The 19,225-nt window shown below is 63.2% G+C and carries 14 protein-coding genes and 1 pseudogene; 6 read left to right on the top strand and 9 right to left on the bottom strand.

Going from position 1 to position 19,225, the window contains the following annotated elements:
* Window position 1 precedes the first annotated feature (1 nt).
* The 4 genes and pseudogenes from CQ019_RS17575 to CQ019_RS17565 all read left to right on the top strand — a co-directional run bounded on the left by CQ019_RS17575 (window position 2) and on the right by CQ019_RS17565 (window position 3,722).
* Window positions 2–1,204, top strand: a complete 1,203-nt coding sequence (locus tag CQ019_RS17575) for a CaiB/BaiF CoA-transferase family protein (protein WP_105570268.1) — start codon at window positions 2–4, stop codon at window positions 1,202–1,204.
* On the top strand, window positions 1,201–2,739 hold the full coding sequence (locus tag CQ019_RS17570; RefSeq protein ID WP_105570281.1) for a carboxyl transferase domain-containing protein: 1,539 nt from the start codon (window positions 1,201–1,203) through the stop codon (window positions 2,737–2,739). Before CQ019_RS17575 ends, CQ019_RS17570 begins: the two co-directional genes overlap by 4 nt.
* A gap of 41 nt (window positions 2,740–2,780) precedes the next feature.
* Window positions 2,781–2,921, top strand: a pseudogene (locus tag CQ019_RS18965) (AsnC family protein); the annotation flags it as partial.
* A gap of 162 nt (window positions 2,922–3,083) precedes the next feature.
* Window positions 3,084–3,722, top strand: a complete 639-nt coding sequence (locus CQ019_RS17565; protein WP_258133764.1) for an Lrp/AsnC family transcriptional regulator — start codon at window positions 3,084–3,086, stop codon at window positions 3,720–3,722.
* On the opposite strand, the gene CQ019_RS18830 is transcribed toward CQ019_RS17565, so the two are convergent.
* From CQ019_RS18830 to CQ019_RS17540, 6 genes are all read right to left on the bottom strand, one after another.
* Window positions 3,719–3,847: a hypothetical protein gene (locus tag CQ019_RS18830; RefSeq protein WP_258134087.1), complete on the bottom strand. Its 129-nt coding sequence runs from the start codon at window positions 3,845–3,847 to the stop codon at window positions 3,719–3,721. The two genes, CQ019_RS17565 and CQ019_RS18830, sit on opposite strands and share 4 nt — an antisense overlap.
* A gap of 293 nt (window positions 3,848–4,140) precedes the next feature.
* Window positions 4,141–5,337: a serine hydrolase gene (locus CQ019_RS17560; protein ID WP_105554492.1), complete on the bottom strand. Its 1,197-nt coding sequence runs from the start codon at window positions 5,335–5,337 to the stop codon at window positions 4,141–4,143.
* An 87-nt stretch (window positions 5,338–5,424) separates the two neighbouring features.
* The gene (locus CQ019_RS17555; RefSeq protein WP_219843957.1) at window positions 5,425–7,065 is read right to left on the bottom strand and encodes a biotin carboxylase; all 1,641 of its coding nucleotides are present in this window, start codon (window positions 7,063–7,065) and stop codon (window positions 5,425–5,427) included.
* A gap of 242 nt (window positions 7,066–7,307) precedes the next feature.
* Window positions 7,308–8,519, bottom strand: a complete 1,212-nt coding sequence (locus CQ019_RS17550; RefSeq protein ID WP_105570267.1) for an amidohydrolase — start codon at window positions 8,517–8,519, stop codon at window positions 7,308–7,310.
* A 23-nt stretch (window positions 8,520–8,542) separates the two neighbouring features.
* Complete coding sequence (locus CQ019_RS17545; RefSeq protein ID WP_105570266.1) at window positions 8,543–9,268, bottom strand: hypothetical protein; 726 nt, start codon at window positions 9,266–9,268, stop codon at window positions 8,543–8,545.
* A 15-nt stretch (window positions 9,269–9,283) separates the two neighbouring features.
* Entirely contained in the window at window positions 9,284–10,033 is a 750-nt protein-coding gene (locus tag CQ019_RS17540; protein WP_105554495.1) for a DUF5058 family protein, read from the bottom strand.
* 187 nt (window positions 10,034–10,220) lie between these two features.
* On the opposite strand from CQ019_RS17540, the gene CQ019_RS17535 reads away from it, so the two are divergent.
* Window positions 10,221–11,174, top strand: a complete 954-nt coding sequence (locus CQ019_RS17535; RefSeq protein WP_105554496.1) for an Lrp/AsnC family transcriptional regulator — start codon at window positions 10,221–10,223, stop codon at window positions 11,172–11,174.
* Here CQ019_RS17535 and CQ019_RS17530 read toward each other — a convergent pair.
* From CQ019_RS17530 to CQ019_RS17520, 3 genes are all read right to left on the bottom strand, one after another.
* Window positions 11,160–12,575 (bottom strand): NAD-dependent epimerase/dehydratase family protein, encoded by a 1,416-nt coding sequence (locus tag CQ019_RS17530; protein ID WP_105570265.1) that lies wholly within the window; start codon window positions 12,573–12,575, stop codon window positions 11,160–11,162. The genes CQ019_RS17535 and CQ019_RS17530 overlap by 15 nt on opposite strands.
* 213 nt (window positions 12,576–12,788) lie before the next feature.
* Window positions 12,789–14,294, bottom strand: coding sequence for a sodium/proline symporter PutP (gene putP, locus CQ019_RS17525; protein WP_105554498.1), 1,506 nt, complete (start codon window positions 14,292–14,294; stop codon window positions 12,789–12,791).
* Window positions 14,295–14,451: 157 nt separating this feature from the next.
* Window positions 14,452–15,396, bottom strand: coding sequence for a LysR substrate-binding domain-containing protein (locus tag CQ019_RS17520; protein ID WP_105554499.1), 945 nt, complete (start codon window positions 15,394–15,396; stop codon window positions 14,452–14,454).
* Between the two features lie 259 nt (window positions 15,397–15,655).
* Between CQ019_RS17520 and CQ019_RS17515 the strand changes: the two genes are divergently transcribed.
* Window positions 15,656–19,177: a bifunctional proline dehydrogenase/L-glutamate gamma-semialdehyde dehydrogenase gene (locus CQ019_RS17515; protein ID WP_105570264.1), complete on the top strand. Its 3,522-nt coding sequence runs from the start codon at window positions 15,656–15,658 to the stop codon at window positions 19,175–19,177.
* The last annotated feature ends 48 nt before the right edge of the window (window positions 19,178–19,225 follow it).

Genomic DNA, 19,225 nt, shown 5'->3' with positions numbered 1-19,225 from the left:
AATGAGCTTCGATGCTAATGCCCAAGAAAACGGCCCCTTGGCCGGGTACACGGTAATAGACCTGTCTCGTGCTCTGGCGGGGCCGCACGCGACAATGATGTTAGGGGATCTGGGTGCCCAAATCATCAAAGTCGAGAGCACCAACGGCGGGGATGACACTCGGGGGTGGGGTCCACCTTTTGTTGGACCGGAGGAGGACCGGCAATCCACCTACTTCCTGTCCTGCAATCGCAATAAGCGTTCTATTGTTTTGAATCTGAAGAGCGCCGATGGCTTCGAGACGCTGCGTTCAATGATCAAAAAGGCCGATGTCCTCGTGGAGAACTTCCGTCCCGGTGTCATGGACCGGTTGGGACTCACCACGCAATTGCTGCATGAGATCAACCCGAAACTGGTGATGCTCTCGATTTCAGGTTTCGGGCATGACGGTCCGGAAGCGGCGCGTAGCGGCTATGACCAAATACTTCAGGGTGAAGCTGGACTCATGTCCTTGACTGGCCCCTCTGCCGATGACCCGCAAAAAGTTGGGGTGCCCATAGGTGACCTGCTGGCGGGCATGTACGGAGCCTATGGTGTCTTGGCCGCTCTGCTGGAACGTGAGCGTACCGGACTCGGTCAGCAGGTCCGTACCTCGTTGCTGGCCGCAATTGTCGGCGTTCATGCGTTTCAGGGAACTCGCAATACCGTTGCGGGGCAGGTTCCCAAAGCCCAGGGAAACCATCACCCTTCCATTGCACCATACGGTTTATTCCGTTCCGCCGACGGTTTCGTGCAGATCAGCGTCGGCAGCCCAAAGCTGTGGCAAGCGCTGGTTGAGAAATTCCAGTTGCCCACAGCCGGCTTCGAATCGAATGCGCAAAGAGTTGAACGCCGTGAGGAGCTAATTGCGATCATTGAAAAGGTATTCATGCAGATCCCCACCCAGCCATTGCTCAAGCAGCTAGGGGAAGCCGGAATTCCAGCGGGTATCGTTCGTACCCTCGATGAGGTATATGAGTGGGACCAGGTTCGTTCGCAAGGCCTCGTGCTACAGGTCCAGCACCCTGTGCTGGGCCAGGTGGAGCTCCCTGGCGCACCTTTGAGGTTCTTTGACGGCAAGCACGAAGTAACTCGAAAAGAACATACTGCACCCCCGTTGCTTAACCAGCACGAGCAGGAAATCCGCGAATGGCTTGGGCAAGACGCAGCGCAGGTAGCAACATGAGCAGTGATCCGGCGCGCGTCGAACGAATCACTACCAGAGCAATCATCGAGCAGGTACTGGACCCCGGAAGCTTCACCAGCTGGGATGAGCCGGTAGACTATTCCTTCGCTGCGGACGCCTACCGAGAACAACTCGAGCAGGCAGCACTCCGTTCCGGATCGGATGAAGCAGTAATTACGGGGTTCGGCACGGTTAAGGGTCAAGAAGTTGCTGTGGTGCTTTCCGAATTCGATTTTCTGGCCGGGTCGATTGGGCGCAATGCTGCGCAACGAATCGTCGCGGCCTTCGAACGAGCAACTGCACGGGGCTTGCCGGTGCTCGCCTCTCCAGCTTCCGGCGGAACCAGAATGCAGGAAGGTACTCCGGCATTTGTGTCGATGGTGCATATCACTGCAGCGGTGCGTGCCCACAGGGAGGCCTCTCTTCCATATCTGGTGTATCTGCGTCACCCAACGACAGGCGGAGTGATGGCTTCATGGGGGTCAGCGGGCCATATAACCATTTCGCAGCCGGGAGCTCTTCTGGGATTTCTCGGACCCCGGGTATATGAAACTATCTACCAGCATCCTTTCCCGGAAGGAGTCCAAGTTGCTGAGAACCTCAAGCGACATGGACTTATCGACGCGGTGGTCCCTCTGGAAGAACTCGCAAGCATCGTCAACCGGGCCTTGAGAATTCTTCGTCCCAGTGATGGCCTTTCAGTTGCGGCTGAGTTCCCAACAGTGGCAGATCGTCGGTTGGGCGAGCACCAGGTCTGGCAGGCAATCCTGGCAACTCGAAAAGCGCGCCGTCCATCGGTGCGCCATGTAGTTAAATATGCGTCGAGCGATGCAATGCAACTTTCGGGGAGCAACGAGGGCGATAGGGATCCCAGAATGTATCTGGCTATCGCCCGAATTGGTGGACATCCAGTCGTGCTCGTTGGCCAAGACCGCTCTGGCCTGAATGGTTCGGGGTCCACTGAGCCAATGGGGCCAGCGTTCCTTCGCGAGGCGCGCCGGGGCGCGCAGCTAGCGGAGAACCTGGGAATCTCGTTGGTTACGGTGATTGATACAGAAGGCGCAGCGTTGAGCCAAAGCGCGGAAGAAGGCGGCATGGCCGGACAAATTTCCCGGTCGTTGAGTGCTTTGGTTGGACTTAACGTGCCAAGCGTATCGCTGCTACTCGGCCAAGGGACTGGGGGAGGAGCTTTGGCGCTGCTGCCTGCTGACATTTCCATTGCAGCCGCAAATTCCTGGCTCTCCCCGCTGCCTCCCGAAGGGGCGAGCGCCATTATCTATCGAGACACCGAGCATGCGTCTACGCTGGCGCATGCCCAGCAAACTGATGCTTTCTCTCTGAAACGTGCGGGGATTGTGCAAGCGATTGTGCCCGAGGAGTACGATGTGTGCAAAGCGCCTAGGCGCTTTGCACAAGAAATCGGACAGATAATATCTATTGCACTGACCAAGCTGGCGAAAGAGGACATTGCCGGATTGAGAAGACAACGCGCATTGAAATATGCATCGATTGGTAAGCAAGCACTACTGGGCTAAGCGGTGAGGTTCGACCTTGCACGACCGAGAAACAGGAAGATATGACAGAGCTCAGTACCACGCAACGGCGAATAATTGCGGCGCTTCAAGTTGATGGCCGGGCTACTTGGCGCAAGATTGCCACGGTACTAGACATACCGGAACGCTCGGTTGCGCGCCACGGCGCGTGGCTATTGGAGAGCGGAGTTGTCACAGTGGCTGCAGTCAGGCACCGAGAGCACTCGCTGCTGATAGCTTGCACCTGTGCTCCGGGAACCGGCCGGCTCGCAAGCGAAGCGCTGTCTTCCCGTTCAGACACCAGCTTTTCGTATCAGGTCACAGGGCGTGAGGATCTCGTCGTGGAAATGCACTACGACGGGGACCTCACCGATGTTCTCTCATTGGAGCTTCCAGCCACGCCCGGAGTCTCATCTGTCGTGGCCTATCCTGTGCTCAAGTATTTCAAGACGGTTCGCGGCTGGCGGCTTGGCTCGCTAAATGCGGCCGAAGAAAATTCTCTGCGCAAGCACCCCGATGTCACCAGTTGGAAGGCCAAACCCGATTTGGTCCCTAAAGATCAACTGATCATCAGCTCCTTGCGCGAAGATGGCCGGGCCAGTATCGAGTCAATCGCACGACGTGTGGCGATGAGCGAGACTTCTGTTGCACGCCGAATCGACTGGCTGCTGGCCAGCGGGCAGATAGCCATTCGGGCACTGGTCGAACCGTCTGCTGTGGGACTTCCTACCGAAGCATTGCTGTGGGTGTCAACTTCTCCCATTCAAGTTGAGCAATTAGGCCAACGGTTGGCGAGGCGCCCCGAGGTGCGCTACGCAGCGGCCGTGGCGGGAGACTGCCAGCTCGTCGTTAACGTGACAGTGGCTAGCCAAACGGAACTCTATGATTTCATCTCGAATAGCGCTTGGGGAGATTCAATGCTTCAAGTCAAAACCTCGTTTGTCGTCAAGGCGCGCAAACGCGGCGGAAGGCTGATCAGTATCTAGCGCGGACTCATGAAGGTTTTCCCGGCATAGCGATACCGGCTAGGCAGCTTTCGGAGCGGCAACGGCAATACCGCGCACAGCAGCTTGTCTGCCTCTGGAGAAACGTCGAAGCGCGAGCCGCTCATTTTCGGTTTCTTGCGGCTGCCGCCTGTTATCAGCCGTGCTGTGCCCGGGGTATTGATCTCGGCGCCAGTATTTGAAGCCCGAGGCAGTCCAGCCAGGTCAACCGCTCCCGCTGTACTTCGGTTCGGCTGATCGGCCGGTCGTCCGGCACCAGCGGATCGTCGCTGCCGCACCGGGACGAGGCGCTGGCAGCGGATGCCAACACGTGACCTGCCGGTCTTATTGAACGGTCCCGGCCCCGGCACGCGGTCCCGAAGCCGCGGCGCGGTCAGTGGATGGCCGCGAGGCCGAAAGCCTAGAGGCTGTCCTGTTCGGCCAAATGATTGGCGATCGCATCGAAGGCGCGGATTGTCGGGAAGAGCTTGGAGGCATCCTGCGGCAGCGGCCAGCTGGAGAGCTTCACGCAGACCATCTTCGTGGCGGGATTCATGTAGATCATCTGCCCGTGGATGCCCAGCGCCAGGGCGACATTCGACTTGGGGTAGGGGAACCAGATCTGGTTGCGGTAGTGCCCGCCGGGCATCATATTGTCGCCCGGTGAGTCGGCGAAGGCCTTGAGCTGGTCCTCGGTGGCGGTGAAGGTGTCCCGAATCCAGTCCGGATCGAAAACCTTCTGCCCGGTCAGCGCCACCCCGTCGTTGACGTACAGGTGGCCGAGGCGCGCCAGGTCGCGCAGCGTCGCATTAAAACCGCCGTCGTACATGCCGGTGCCGAACTGGTCGGTGCCCATCACCAGATCCTGCTGCGCGCCGATCTTCGCCCAGACATATTCGGAGAGCAGCTGCGCCATGCGCGCGCCGCCGGCGGCCTCCAGCACCCAGCCGAGCACGTCGGTCTCGCAGGAACGGTACTCGAACGGACCGCCGTGCTCGCCCTTGGACTTCAGCGTCAGCAGGTAGTCGTACATTCCGATCGGGCCGATCGCGCCGCTGGGTTCGGTCCAGCCGATGGCCTCCTCCAGCAGGCGCACCTCGGCCTTCGGGTCCAGGTACTCCTCGGAGAACTGGATGCCCGAACGCATGTCCAGGAGGTGGCGGACCGTCGCCCCGGCATAGCCCGAGCGTTCCAGAGCCGGCACGTAGTCGGTGACCAGCGCGTCCACGTCCAACTTTCCCGCGCCTGCCAGCGCGCCTGCCACGGTGCCCACGACGGTCTTGCTCATCGACATCAACAGGTGGTCGGTCAGCGAGGTCATGGTGTTGTAGTACTTCTCCACCAGCACCCGGCCATTGCGCATCACCAGCAGGCCATCGGTGTTCGTCGAGTTAATGACCCCGCGCACGGTCATCGACGGGTCGGACGCGGAGACCTTGGCTACCTCAAGCTCGCCGATCTCCATTTCGGTGAACGGCAGTTTCGCGATCGCGTCATCGCCGCGGGAGACCTTGGTGGTAGGCAAGAACTCGGCGAGGTTCTGGAAGGATACCTGGATGTTTTCCGGATACTGCCAGTTGGCGATCGTTAACTCGGATATCGCTAGGCCGCTGGTCATCTGCTGGTCCGTCTTCTCTTGGGAACGCTGTTGTGCTCTGTGTTTCGGAGCCTACCACCAGCGGTTGAACGGGAGAGTGATGCTGGGTTAGCGGTTTTCGGACGGCGGAACGTCGATGCCCTTGTACTGTGCGCGGATCGAGGAGATGAAGTGCTTCGCGTCGATGGTCAACTTCGTCTTCTTCTTCCCCTCATACTGCAGCTTCGCCTTGGTCACCAATACGCCCAAGTCAGCGCCTTTCCAGCGGTAATCTTCGGCACCGTAGATGCGCAGGAAGAACGCTTCCTTGTGGTTCTGCAGCTGGTGCCAGTCCAGCGCGCTGCGCGAGAACTGCAGCTTGCCCTTGGAGTCCAGGAAGTACTTGCCGGTGCGCGGGGCATGGGTGATGTACTGCACGATGTCATCGGTTTCCTTGATGATCATGTGGCTCCACACGTCCGCCCCGGAGAGCTCCTCCCAGCGCGCGTTGATCTCATCGACGTCCAGTTCGAAGTCCACGTCGAGGTATTCGAGCAAGTGGAAGAGGAACAGCGGGACATCCGCGTAGGCGCCGGCGGTCACGTTGGTGATCGCGCTCGCCCCGGAGATGCGTGGGTTCAATTCGCCCAGATATACCTCGTCGGTGTCGGTATCGACCAGCACATCGACCTCGAAGAAGCCGCGGTACCCGGTGGATTCAAGCCCCGCCCCGACCTTGCGGACCAGTTCGATGGCGCGGGCGCGCTGCCCGTCGGTGACCACATCGGGGTGCATCTCGTTGCCGCACCAGCCGCCCTTGTACGGGGTCAGCTCCTTGTATCCGGCCAGCTCGGTGAGGATCGGGCCGACGACGGTGCCGCAGCGGGTGAGCACCGCTTCCACGGCTACCGGCTGGTTGTTGATCCGCTTCATGACCTTGAGCTGCTCGCCGATGATGTGCTTGGAGTACTGGTTCCAATCATCCTCGCTGGTGATGAAGAACGTGGTCTTGCCCGAATCGCCGTATGGGGTCTGCACGACCAGGTCATCGCCGAGCTTCGCCCCGCGGGAAAGCTTCTGCAGCTGCGCATAGGAGTCGGCGGTGCCCAGCACATTCGGCACCGAGTGGGCGCCGGCGGCGTTGCCCAGTTCGGTGGTGACGATCTTCGAATCCAGATGGGTGCGCAGCTCGTGCGAAGGCAGGATCAGGTCGTAGCCCAGCTCCTCGCAGATCGCCTCGGTCTCCTCGTCGAAGAACACCATCGCGATCTTCGGGCGCTGGCCACCGGCTGCGCGGTGGGTATCGATGTATTCGCGCACCTCGGGGTTTTCCAGCAGCCAGTTGTTGATCTCTTCGGAGCTCTGAAAGTCCACATGCGGCTTCTCGCTCGGGGTAAAGACCCGCGGGTGGTGCCCGTCCCAGCCGTCGTAGTAGGTGATGTAGCTGAATTTGCGCACCCAGCGGTCTAGGCCCAGCAGGTTCACCGGGGTGGCGCCGATGAAATAGATCGGAGTCTGGTTGGTGCGGAAGAAATGGCGCACCTCGCTCATATTCTTCAGCGTGCGGCCAAAATTCACGACGCGTGGAGCCTCCACGATGCTCTCGTCGTCGTTATAGGCGGCATCCACGGCAACATTGGCAGTCATCTCGTCCAAAACGCTTTCCTGCGACTGCGCTTTGCCGACCTGCTTGCGTAAATTGGCCAGATCGCTTGGTTTGGGCATCTGCGGTCGTGCAGAGCCTTCGCTCGCCTCAAGAAAATTTGCCATGGGATGTCGTTCCTTCGAAGTGGTAGACCTAGTAATTCTTCACGTGCCCGACGCTGGACACGCTGTGGACCGGTTGCTCTATCCATGTTTGGGGGTGCGAGTAAGGCGAGAGCAACGGTGAGGTAAAGCTGCGGTGAATAGTGAGTTTTGGGGCGCTTTGGCGTTGAGCAATAGCCTAGACGCGCGAAAGTCCTAACGTGAATTTAATGACACGTTAGGACTTTCTCTGTCATGTGACGATGTCAGCTAGCCGAGCCGACGTAATACCCGATGGCTGCCAGGGCTGCCCGTACCCCGGTATCCAGGGCTGGCACATAGTCGGGCAGGAAATGCGGGGAGTGGTTTACCGGGGCGGGACCAGCAGTGGTGTCGAAGCCGCCGAACATCCAGAACACATTCGGTACGCCCAGCGCATCGGCCAACGCCCCGAAGTCCTCCGAGCCCATCGCCGGGGGCACGAAGCGCACCTGCTCGGCACCGAATTCGGTGCCGAAGGCCGAAGCCACGGACTGGGTCTGCTGCGGGTCGTTGTAGAGCCGCGGGAAGTTGTAGAGCGGCTCGATCAGCGGCGCCGGCGCATTGCCGGCCACTGCTTCGGCCTCGATGATGCGGGTGACCGCGCTGAGCACCTGCGCGCGAACCTCTTCGGTGAGCGTGCGGATATTCAGCGTGAACTCCGCGCGATCCGGAATGATGTTCTCCTTCAACCCCGCATGGAAGGTGCCGCAGGTGATCACCGCCGGGCTCAGCGGATGCAGCTCGCGCGAAACGATGCTCTGCAAGCGGGTGATGATATGCGCGCCGAGCACGATCGGGTCGATGGAATCCTGGGGTTGCGAGCCGTGGGACTGCTTGCCGAAGAGCGTCACCTTCAGCGAGTCGGCCAGCGCCATCGCGCTGCCCTCGGTGACCGCGATGGACCCGGTCTGGAAGGGGAAGACATGCTGGCCGAGCACCACCTGCGGGTGCGGGACCTTGTCCCACAGGCCGTCCGCAAGCATCGCCTGCGCGCCGGCCGCGGTTTCCTCGCCCGGCTGGAAGATCCACAGCACCGTGCCGGACCAGCTGTCGGTGCTTCGGGCCAGCACCTGCGCCGCGGCCAGCGCGGAGGCCACATGGGTGTCGTGGCCGCAACCGTGCATTACCGGCACCTCGGTGCCGTCGGCCAGTACCCCGGTGGCCACCGAGGCGTAGTCCGCGCCGGTGTCTTCCTTGATCGGCAGCCCGTCGGAATCCGCGCGGAAGGCGATCACCGGGCCGGGGCCATTGGCATGGATCCCGACCACCCCGGTGCCTCCGCAGCGGAAGTTCTCGATGCCCAGATCGCTCAGCCGGCCCTGGATATAGTCCGCGGTGGCGTGCTCTTGCATCGATAGTTCGGGGTGTGCGTGCAGGTGCAGGTAGCTTTCGTGCAGCGCACGGGTCTCCTGGAGGTTCAACGCGATCTCGTTCATGGTCTTCCTTTGCTTGGTGGTGCTTAGTCTTCGGTGGTCGCCGAGAACTGGGTGCGGTCCCGGACCAGCCAGGAAACGAGGATGGAGGCGATGACCACCAGCGCGGTGGCGAACATCGCCAGCGCGGGAGCCGCCGGCAGGATCACGAAGTTCATCAGCAGCGCGAGCGTGATGGCCACCAGCGTGGGGCGCAGCGACTTCATCGCGACGATGGACTGCACAAGCACCGCACCCATCAGCGAGGGCAGGATGTAGAGGCGGGCAACCTCGATCACCTCGGCGGGAACCATGGACACCAGCCAGGTGCCCAGCAGCCCGACGAAAAGCAGCAGGCTGGTCAGGTGGACCGTGGCCGCGCCGCAGATGGCCATCACCGCGGCCAGGTCTCCGCGTTTGCTGCCCGGCTTCGCGCCGATGGAGGCCTGGGCGACGATCGCGGCCGGAAGCAGCTTATTGGAGATGTTGCCGATCATGAACGCCTGGTACATGGCGGCCGAGCCGAGGATCGGGAAGTAGGTGGCCGGTTCGACGATCCACAGCACCCCGAAGGTCGCCGCGACCGCGAGGAAAGCCACCCAGATCATCGACGGGGCGATGTCCAGGTCGCTGAAGAAGACCAGGTAGATCGGGCCGAGCAGGGAGAAGATCAGGCCGGCGGACATGGTCAGCGAGCCGTAGCGGGTGGTTTGCTTTTCGAAGCGCGCCATCGAGGCGTCGGCGCCGGTCAGTTGTGCTGCTGAGGTGCTCATGTGGTGCTCCTGGTCTTAGGCTGCGGTGTGCAGGAAGTAGCCGGCGGTGATGGCAACGACGATGGAGATGCCCAACGCCCATTCCTTCAACCATTTCGCGTTCAGCGCCTTGGCCAGGAAGAGGCACAGCGCCATGGTGGTCGCGGACACCGCGACCAGGATCAGGTGGACGTTCGACTTCGGCAGTTCGGCGATGGTCAGCGCGGAGAACGCGCCGAGCAGGGCCGCGGTGGGGATCAGCGCCATCACCGCGGGATTGCGCTTGGCCAGCGATTTGCCGCCCTTTTTCATGATCGGGGTGAGGATCAGCGTGGCGAGCATCCACATGGCCCCGGACAGGCTCATCGCCATGAACGCGACCGCGAAGACCTGCTGGGTGTAGTCCGCCCCGCCCAGCGAGGCGCCCATGGTGACCGCGGAGATGGTCGCCGAACCGGTTTCCGCCGAGACCGAACCGATCAGTCCGATGCGCACCAGCACCGCGGGGGTGCCGAACAGGGCCAGCAGCGCGATGGCGACGAAGACGACCGCCAGCGAGGGGCCGACGGAGGCGACCGCACCGGCGCGGAAGGACTCCTTCAGCTCGCGCGCCGGCATGTCCACATGCGGCGCGGCGACCTTGGCCGCCCGCGAGTAGAGGACCGTCTGGATGAAGATGACTGCGAATACGCCCAGGGCGCAGAACCACAGGAAGGGGGTGTTGGCGATGGCCCAGATGTTCGTTGAACTCGGGTCGCCAGCGGCCAGAACGAGCTGTGGCTGCATGGTGGGCTCCTGATAAGGGTAGGTAACTAAGCGTGATGTGATGTGGATCGCATCTAGTTATAACCTTGCTAGCTTCCGTCAATAACGGCAATAATTGGCACGTATTGCCAAGTTTTTGTCGTTTTCCGCCAAATCTGTGATGGACTTGCCCGGTAGATGCAGGATTTAGTCACCGAGGGGAAGCCGCATGGCGCAGCACGAAGTTTTCAACGAACTGGAACGCCGCATCGTCATCGCGATGCAGATCGATGGGCGGGCCACCTGGCGGAAGATCGCCAGGGTGCTGCACGAGCCGGAACGGACCGTCGCGCGCTATGGCCAGGCGCTGCTGGAGAGTGGGAGAGTTTCGGTGGCGGCGATCGCGCACCGTTCCGGGTCGCTGGTCGCCTCCTTCACCTGTGCGCCGGGGACCGTGCGGGTGGCCTGCGAGGCGCTGGCCCAACGTCCGGATACCAGCTTCAGCTATATGGTCACCGGGCAGAGCGACGTGGTCACCGAGCTGCATTACGACGGGGACCTGGCCGAAATCCTCACCATGCAGCTGCCGGCCACCCCCGGGGTGAATGCGCTGGCCGTCTATCCGATCCTGAAGTACTTCAAGACCATTCGCGCCTGGCGCGCCGAACCGGTCAGCGAGGCCCAGGAGCGTGCGCTGACCCCGGCCACCGGCGGGGAGCTGACCGAATGGAATCCGGCCCCCGGGCTCACCGAAAACGATTCGATGATCATCGAGGTATTGCGCAAAGACGGCCGGGCGAGCATCGATGCGATCTCCCGGCAGGTGAAAATGAGCGAATCCTCGGTCTCCCGCCGGGTGGACTGGCTGCTGCGCGGCGAGCAGATCAGCATCCGCACGCTGGTGGAACCGGCGCTGCTCGGCTTCCCCGTGGAGGCGCTGCTGTGGGTGCAGACCTCCCCGCACAGCGTCGAGGCCCTCGGCCAGCGCCTGCGGCTGCTGCCCGAGGTGCGCTACGCGGCGGCCGTTGCCGGGGACGCCCAGCTGATCGTCGACGTCACCGTGCGCACGCAGAAGGACCTGTACCGGTTCATCTCGGACACCGAATGGGGCGAGATGGTGCAGATCAAGACCGCGATGGTGCTTTCGGCACGCAAGCGCGGAGGGCGGCTATTCGCCGTGTAGCGTGGCGGCGAAGTCGTTCTGCGCGAAGTCGAATCCAGCGTCGGCCAGCACCCGGCTGGTGACCTTGCGCCCGGTCAGCGCTACCCGGGCGTTGGAACCCAGCGCCGCGGCGCCCAGCTTGGGCAGCAGCGAACCGGTGGGCAGCCCGGGCAGCCCGGCGATCGAGCGCAGCGCGGCCATCACCTCGTGGTTGCGCAGCGGGTGCGGGTTCGCCGCGTGCACAACGCCCGCGGGGATCGGCGGAGTTTCCAGGCCCAGCAGATTGCGCACCAGGCGCAGCCAGTCCTCCATCCCGATCCAGCTGAACCACTGCTTGCCGCTGCCCAGCGGACCGCCCATGCCGGTGTGCACCAGCAGGCTCAGCGGCTTGAGCAGCGGGGCATCGGGATGCATCACCAACGAGGTGCGCAGCACGTAGCTGCGCGCCGCGTTGACCTGCGCGTCGTTGAAGGCCTGCTCCCAGGCCGAGGCCACGCCGGTCATTTCCGGCAGCGCCCGTGCGCCTTCGGGCAGCGGGCTGTCCTCGGTGAATTCGGTTTCCCCGCCATCGCCGAAGATCGCCGTGGTGCTGGACTGGATCCAGCTGGCCAGCGGGGTCTCCAGCGCCGCCGCGGCCTCGGCCAGGGTCGCGGTGCTCTGCACGCGCGAGGCGGTCAGCTTGGCGATGTTCTCGGCCGTATTGCGCTTGTCCACGCGCTCGCCGGCCAAGTTGATCAGGTGCACCGGATACTTTTCGTGAGTCAGCGCGCTGGCCCAGGCCCCCTGATGGCGCCCGTCCCAGGGGTATTGCTCGGCCGGGAAGTCCGGTTCCGCGTTCCGGGTGAGCACCGCGACCGAGGCGCCGCGGCAGACCAGCTCGGCGACCAGATTGCGGCCCAGGAAGCCGCGGCCCCCGGAGATGACCACATGGGCCGGTACGGTGCGGTGCGCGGCCGGTGGAATGACCTTGAACAGGCGGGCGGCCGCCAGCGCGAAGTCGGCGCACAGCGCATTGGCGACGCTGAATTTGAAGGCGGCGGTGCCGATCCCGCGCAGCGCAACCGTGAAGCGCAGCAGCGCGCCGCTGCCCGCGGAGTCGACCTGCCAGCGCAAGACCATGTCCCCGCCGGGCTGCGGCTGGGTGAACTCCACCATGCGCTGGGCCGGATTGCGGCGGGTGATCGAACCGGATGGGGCGGTGGCGCGGTGCAGCGGGCCGAACAGCTTGCCCGGCGGGCGCAGGTCAACCTTGGTGCCTACCCCGCGCTGGTCATCGTGCACCACGAAGCCGTCGAAGCTTTTCATCCAGCTGCCGGTCTGCGCCAGGTTGCCGACGATGGAATACACGGCCTCGGGGTCCGCGGCGAGGTACTGCGATTCGCTGCGCTGCCAGCGGGTGAACTTATTGAGCATCTGCGCCATTCTCGGATCATCCTTCGAGTTGATCAGAAACTTCGGACTTCTCCAAGGCTACTTCGGTTTGCTGTGCCGGGGCGTGATGCGCGCCCGGAGCTGCCCTGCAGTGTCGCGCCGGCCCCGGAGGCGACGCGGTGATTAAAGGAGAAAACCGGCGCCCGCCGAGTGCCGTTGGGCAGTCGGCGGGCGCCGGTTTCGTGAAGAAGAGCGAGGTGCGCGCTAGGCGGTAACCTTCGCGCCGAGTTCTTCTTCCATGGCGGTGAATTCCGCGTCGATCTCCGCGTTCGGCTTGAAGGTCGCCCGCGAAACAAGCCACGCGACAACCAGCGAGACGATGAAGCCCGGCACGATCTCGTACATGTTGCTGGCAAGCACGTCGATGTTGCCCCAGATGTAGACGACCGCGGCACCGGAAACCATACCCGCGAAGCCGCCCAAAGCGGTCAGCTTGCGCCAGTACAGGGCCAGCAGCACGATCGGGCCGAAGGAGCCGCCGAAACCGGCCCAGGCGAAGGAGACCAGGTCCAGGATCGAGGAACTCGGGCTCAGCGCCAGCAGCGTGGCGATCACCGCCACGATCAGCACGCCGGTGCGTCCGAGCATCACCAGTGCCTTAGGCGAGGCCTTGCGTCCGGTGATGTTGTAGAGATCTTCGACCAACGCCGAGGAGCAGACGATCAGCTGCGAGGACATCGTCGACATGATGGCTGCCAGTACGGCCGCCAGCACCAAGCCGGCGATCAGCGGGTGGAAGAAGATCTGGCTGAGCAGCAGGAACACGGTCTCGCTGCTGGCATCGGTCAACGGTTCGTCGGCGAAGTAGGCGACGCCCACCAGTGCGGTGGCGATGGCGCCTGCCGAAGCCAGGAACATCCAGCCGATGCCGATGCGGCGTGCCGTCTTGGCCTCGCCCGGGCTGCGCAGCGCCATGAAGCGCACGATGATGTGCGGCTGGCCGAAGTAGCCCAGTCCCCAGGCGGCGGTGGAGAAAATCGCCACGACCGCGAGGAACCAGTTGCTGCCCGAGAAGGAGGAGAACAGGTTGAAGGCTTCCGGGTTCACCTCGGTGATCTTCGAGGCCAGCGAGCCGAAGTCGCCCATCTGGATGACGGCGACGATCGGCACCGCGATCAGCGCGGTGAACATCAGCAGGCCCTGGGCCACGTCGGTGAGCGAGGCTCCGAGGAAGCCGCCGAACAGCGTGTAGAGCAAGGTGATGACGGCAACGAAGATCATGCCGTTCAAATAAGGCCAGCCGAAGGAAGCTTCGAAGAACTTGCCGGCGGCGACCATGCCCGAGGACACGTAGAAGGTGAAGAACACGAGAATGATGACCGCCGAGGCGATGCGCAGCAGGTGCTTGCGATCCTTCAGGCGCTTCTCGAAGAAGCTCGGAATGGTGATCGCGTTCTGTGAGATGGCGGTGTAGGAACGCAGACGCGGGGCGACGAACTTCCAGTTCGCCCAGGCACCGATCAGCAGGCCGATGGCGATCCAGGCTTCGTGCAGGCCGCCAAGGTAGATGGCGCCGGGCAGGCCCATCAACAGCCAGCCCGACATGTCACTTGCACCTGCGGATAGCGCTGCCACCCACGGCTTCAGGCCACGGCCTGCGAGCATGTAATCGTCGATATTCGATGTTCGCCTGAAAGCTACATAGCCGATGCCAAGCATCACGGCCATGTAAAAAGCGATTGCGATGATCTGATAAGTCTGGTCAGACATTTTTCCTCATTGCCGTTTTTTGTTCACCGGCGCGTGTTATCGCCCGGCGAACCGCGGATCTAGTGGTGCGAGTCACCACTATTGCACTTATTTTTCTATTTGTCTTGGCTACCTTCCCTGCTCGTTATGGATTTGTAACTTAAAAGACCGTATCGAACTAGTGCGCAGAATCAGAATCGAGTTCCGCGGTTTCGTGTTGAATTGCCAGCTGTTCGTGCACCAGCGTGCGCACCGCCTGGATCGCCGGGGACCGGGCCGAAGAGTGCCGCATCGCGGTGAAAATGGTGCGCACCGGGGCGTTGTGCAGGTCCACGAAACGCAGTTGCCGCTCGAACTGGGTCCACACCAGATCCGGCAGCAGTGCCACCGCGGTGCCGGTCTCGACCAGGGTGACATGTGCCTGAAGATCGGCCGTTTCGTAACGTACGTCCGGCTCGAATCCGGCCATGCGGCATGACTGCTCCGCCCAGTGCCGGCTTGCCGCGCCCGGCGGTTCCATCACCCACGGCAGGGAGGCGGCATCGGCCAGCGAAGTGGTCCGGTCGAATTCGGCGTTGCCCTCGCCGCCGGGCAGCGGAAGCGCCAGGCGGATCGGGTCGTGCGCGAGGTGGCGGCGATCGAGGGTTTCGAAGATCGGTGCCGCGTGCCCCTGATACTGTTCGGCGATCACCAGATCGAAGTTGCGGGCGCTGGTTTCGTGCAGCGCTTCCTCGGGTTCGTGCTGGGTCATCTCCACGCGCAGATGCGGATGCATGGAGTGCAGCTTGCGCAAGACCGACGGCATGATGGCGAGCATCGCGGTCTGGAAAACCGCCAGGCGCACGGTGCCCGAGACGTTGGACATGGTCGCCGCCAGGTCCGCTTCGGCGCGTTCCATGGAGCCGAGCAATTCCTCGGTATGGGCGACGAGAACCTGGGCCTGCGGAGTCAGCTGGAGCTTGCGTCCATTGCGTCGCAAAAGCTCGACGCCGGCTTCGTCTTCGAGCTGGCTGAGCTGCTGCGAAACCGAGGACGGGGAGTAGCGGAGCACATCCGCAACCTCGGCGATCGTTCCCCGGATGCTTAGTTCTCTTAAAAGACGTAATCGTCGCAGTTCAAGCACTGATTCATATCCTATTCACGCGGATGTTAAGTGAAGTTATGCCCGGGCGTTTCGTGCACCCATTTATACATTAGCAAACCCGAACGAAGCTCTTCGGGTTTGTTCACTTTTGCTTAATCAAAGTTGGGGTCATACTCGATCTTGCACACAGCATTTTCGCGGCCAACTATCCGGTGATTCCGTAAGCTCGTCAGCCACAACGAAATTCGCGATCGGTGTATCAATATAAGGACGAACTGCATCGAAGGGAACGGCAAATATGTCATCCTCTATCACCTCACAGCGAACCGTCGCTCCGGCGGTTGACGCAACAGGCAAGCCACTGACCCACCCCACAGAACTTGCCGATGAGACCATCGCCTTGGTCCGCCACTGGCTGACCGAAGCCGCCACATTCCCGGTCGACGCCTCTGCGGCGCGCCTCGCGGGAGTACTGAAAGATCCCAAGGGCCTGGACTTCACCGTGGGATTCGTCGACGGCGTGATCCGCCCCGAGGATCCAAAGGTCGCGGCCAGCAACCTGAAGCGGCTGGCCCCGATGGTGCCGGCCTTCCTGCCGTGGTATCTGCGCAAGGCCGTCGCCCTGGGCGGCACCATGGCTCCGCTGCTGCCGGGAATCGTCGTGCCCGTGGCCCGCAAGGTGCTGCGTGAAATGGTCGGCCACCTGATCATCGACGCCTCGGATAGCAAGCTGGGCGGCGCGATCTCCAAGATCAAGCGCGAAGGCGTGAACCTGAACGTGAACCTGCTCGGCGAGGCGATCCTCGGCGAGGGCGAAGCGAACCGCCGGCTGGAGGGCACCTCCAAGCTGTTGGCCCGCGACGACGTGAACTACGTCTCGATCAAGGTGTCCTCCACCGTGGCCCCGCATAACCACTGGGCCTTCGACGAGGCCGTGGAGCACATCGTGGCCAAGCTGCGCCCGCTCTACGAGCTGGCCAACAACGCGAGCGCGAAGAAGTTCATCAACCTGGACATGGAAGAGTTCAAGGACCTGGAACTGACCATCGCGGTCTTCACCAAGCTCCTGTCGCTGCCGGAGTTCAAGGACCTCTCGGCCGGAATCGTGCTGCAGGCCTACCTGCCCGACGCCCTGGGCGCGATGATCGAGCTGCAGGAATTCTCCGCCGCGCGCGTGGCCGCCGGCGGCGCGCCGATCAAGGTGCGCGTGGTCAAGGGCGCGAACCTGCCGATGGAAATCATGGAAGCCGATATCCACGGTTGGCCGCTGGCCACCTGCCACTCCAAGCAGGACACCGACACCAGCTACAAGTCGGTGCTCGAATACGCGCTGCGCCCGGAACATGTGCAGAACGTGCGCATCGGCATCGCCGGGCACAACCTCTTCGACGTGGCGCTGGGCTGGCTGCTGGCCAAGGCCCGCGGCGTGCAGCACGGCATCGAGTTCGAGATGCTGCTGGGCATGGCTACCGGCCAGGCCGAAGCGGTGCGCCGCGACGTGGGCGAGCTATTGCTCTACACCCCGGTGGTGCACCCGGCCGAATTCGACGTGGCCATCGCCTACCTGATCCGCCGCCTCGAAGAAGGCGCCAGCCAGGAAAACTTCATGTCCGCGGTCTTCGAACTGGAGCAGAACGAGGAATTGTTCGAGCGTGAGACCAACCGCTTCCTCGCCTCGCTGGAAAACCTGACCGACGTGGTGCCCGCAACGTACCGCGTGCAGAACCGCCAGCTGCCCGACGCCTCGCTGACCGAGGTGGTGGCCGGATTCGCCGATGGAACCACCGAATTCTTCAACACCCCGGACACCGACCCGAACCTGGGCGCCAACCGCGCCTGGGGCCGGGAGATCCTGTCCAAAATGCGCGATTCGAACCTCGGCAAGGACCTGGTCGCCGCCCATACCCTGTCCTCGACCGCGCAAATGGATGAGGCCATCGCCATGGGCGTGGGCGCCTCGGCCAGCTGGCAGGCGCTCGGCGCGGCCGGCCGCGCGGAGATCCTGCACCGTGCCGGGCTGCTCTTCGAAGAGCGCCGCGCGATGCTGCTGGAGGTGCTCGGCTCCGAATGCGGGAAGAACATCGACCAGGGCGACGTGGAGATCTCCGAGGCGATCGACTTCGCCCACTACTACGCGCAGCGCGGCCTGGATCTGGAAAACGTCGACGGGGCAAGCTTTGTGCCCTCGAAGCTGACCGTGGTCACCCCGCCGTGGAACTTCCCGATGGCGATCCCCGCCGGGTCTACCATGTCGGCGCTGGCCGCCGGGTCCGCGGTGATCATCAAGCCGGCCACGCTGGCCGCACGCATCGGCTCGGTGATGGTGCAGACCCTGTGGGATGCGGGAGTGCCCCAGGACGTCTTGCAGCTGGTCTTCGCCGGCGAGCGGAAGCTCGGCACGCAGCTGGTTTCCGACGAGCGCGTTGACCGCCTGATCCTCACCGGCGGCTACGAGACCGCGCAGCTGTTCCGCTCCTTCCGCAAGGATCTGCCCTTGCTGGCCGAAACCTCGGGGAAGAACGCGGTCATCGTCACCCCGCATGCGGACCTGGACTTGGCCGCCCGCGATGTGGTGGCCTCGGCCTTCGGGCACGCCGGGCAGAAGTGCTCGGCCGCCTCGCTGGTGGTGCTGGTCGGCTCGGTGGCCGAATCGCGCCGCTTCAACAGCCAGCTGATCGACGCGGTGAAATCGCTGACCGTCGGCTACCCGTGGAACCCGGAATCCCAGATGGGACCGCTGATCGACGTGCCGGGGGAGAAGCTCGCGCGCGGCTTGACCACCCTGGGCGAAGGGGAGCGCTGGGCCATCGAGCCGAAGCAGCTCGACGAGTCGGGCAAGCTCTACTCCCCGGGCGTGCGCTACGGGGTGCAGCGCGGCAGCGAATACCACCAGACCGAGTACTTCGGTCCGATCCTGGGCGTGATGACCGCGCAGAGCCTTGAAGAAGCGGTCGAAATAGTCAACGACATCGACTTCGGGCTCACCTCCGGGCTGCACTCGCTGGATTCGGAGGAGATGGCCTACTGGCTGGAGAACATCCAGGCCGGCAACATCTACGTGAACCGCGGCATCACCGGTGCCATCGTGCAGCGCCAGCCCTTCGGCGGCTGGAAGCGCTCGGCGATCGGCGCGGGCACCAAGGCCGGCGGCCCGAACTACCTGGTCGGCATGGGCAGCTGGCGCGATGCACCGGTGACCGAAACGGCCACCTTGTCGGCCTTCGACGAGCGGCTGCTGAACGCCGCGGAGCTATCGGGCGAAGACGCCGACTGGTTGCGCGGTGCGCTGGGCAGCGACAAGCTGTGGTGGCACCAGGAGTTCAACGCGGCCAAGGACCGTTCGGGACTGGCCGCCGAGCGCAATATCTTCCGCTACAAGCCGGTGGATGTCACCGTGCGCTTCGAAGCCGCCTCCAGCGGGCACGGCATCACCGAGGCCTTGCGCGTGGTGGCCGCCGGGGTGACCGCCGGTTCCCGGGTGATCTTCTCCGCGGATGCGGACCTGCCACGCGGGGTGCGCAACCTGTTCGCCGAGCACTCGGTGACGGTGGTCCGCGAAGATGCAGAGGCGTTCGCCGCCCGGGCCGCGCGCCTGGCCGCGAAAGAGGGGCCGACCGCGGCCTCGCGCATCCGCTTGATCGGCGGTTCGGCCAAGGCCGTTGCCGAGGCCACCGACGGCAAGCCCGATGTGGCGATCTACGCCTCGCCGGTCACCGGTGCCGGACGAGTGGAGTTGCTGCCGTTCCTGCACGAGCAGGCGGTATCGATCACCGCGCACCGGTTCGGTACGCCGAACCACCTCAGCGACGGGCTGATCTAGTCCGCTAGAGCTCGGCGCGCAGCACTCAGGCCGGTCCGCTTTCCTTCC

It is taken from the genome of Arthrobacter sp. MYb229 (assembly GCF_002975405.1).
Classification (GTDB): domain Bacteria; phylum Actinomycetota; class Actinomycetes; order Actinomycetales; family Micrococcaceae; genus Glutamicibacter.
This window is presented reverse-complemented; position numbering and strand designations above follow the sequence as displayed.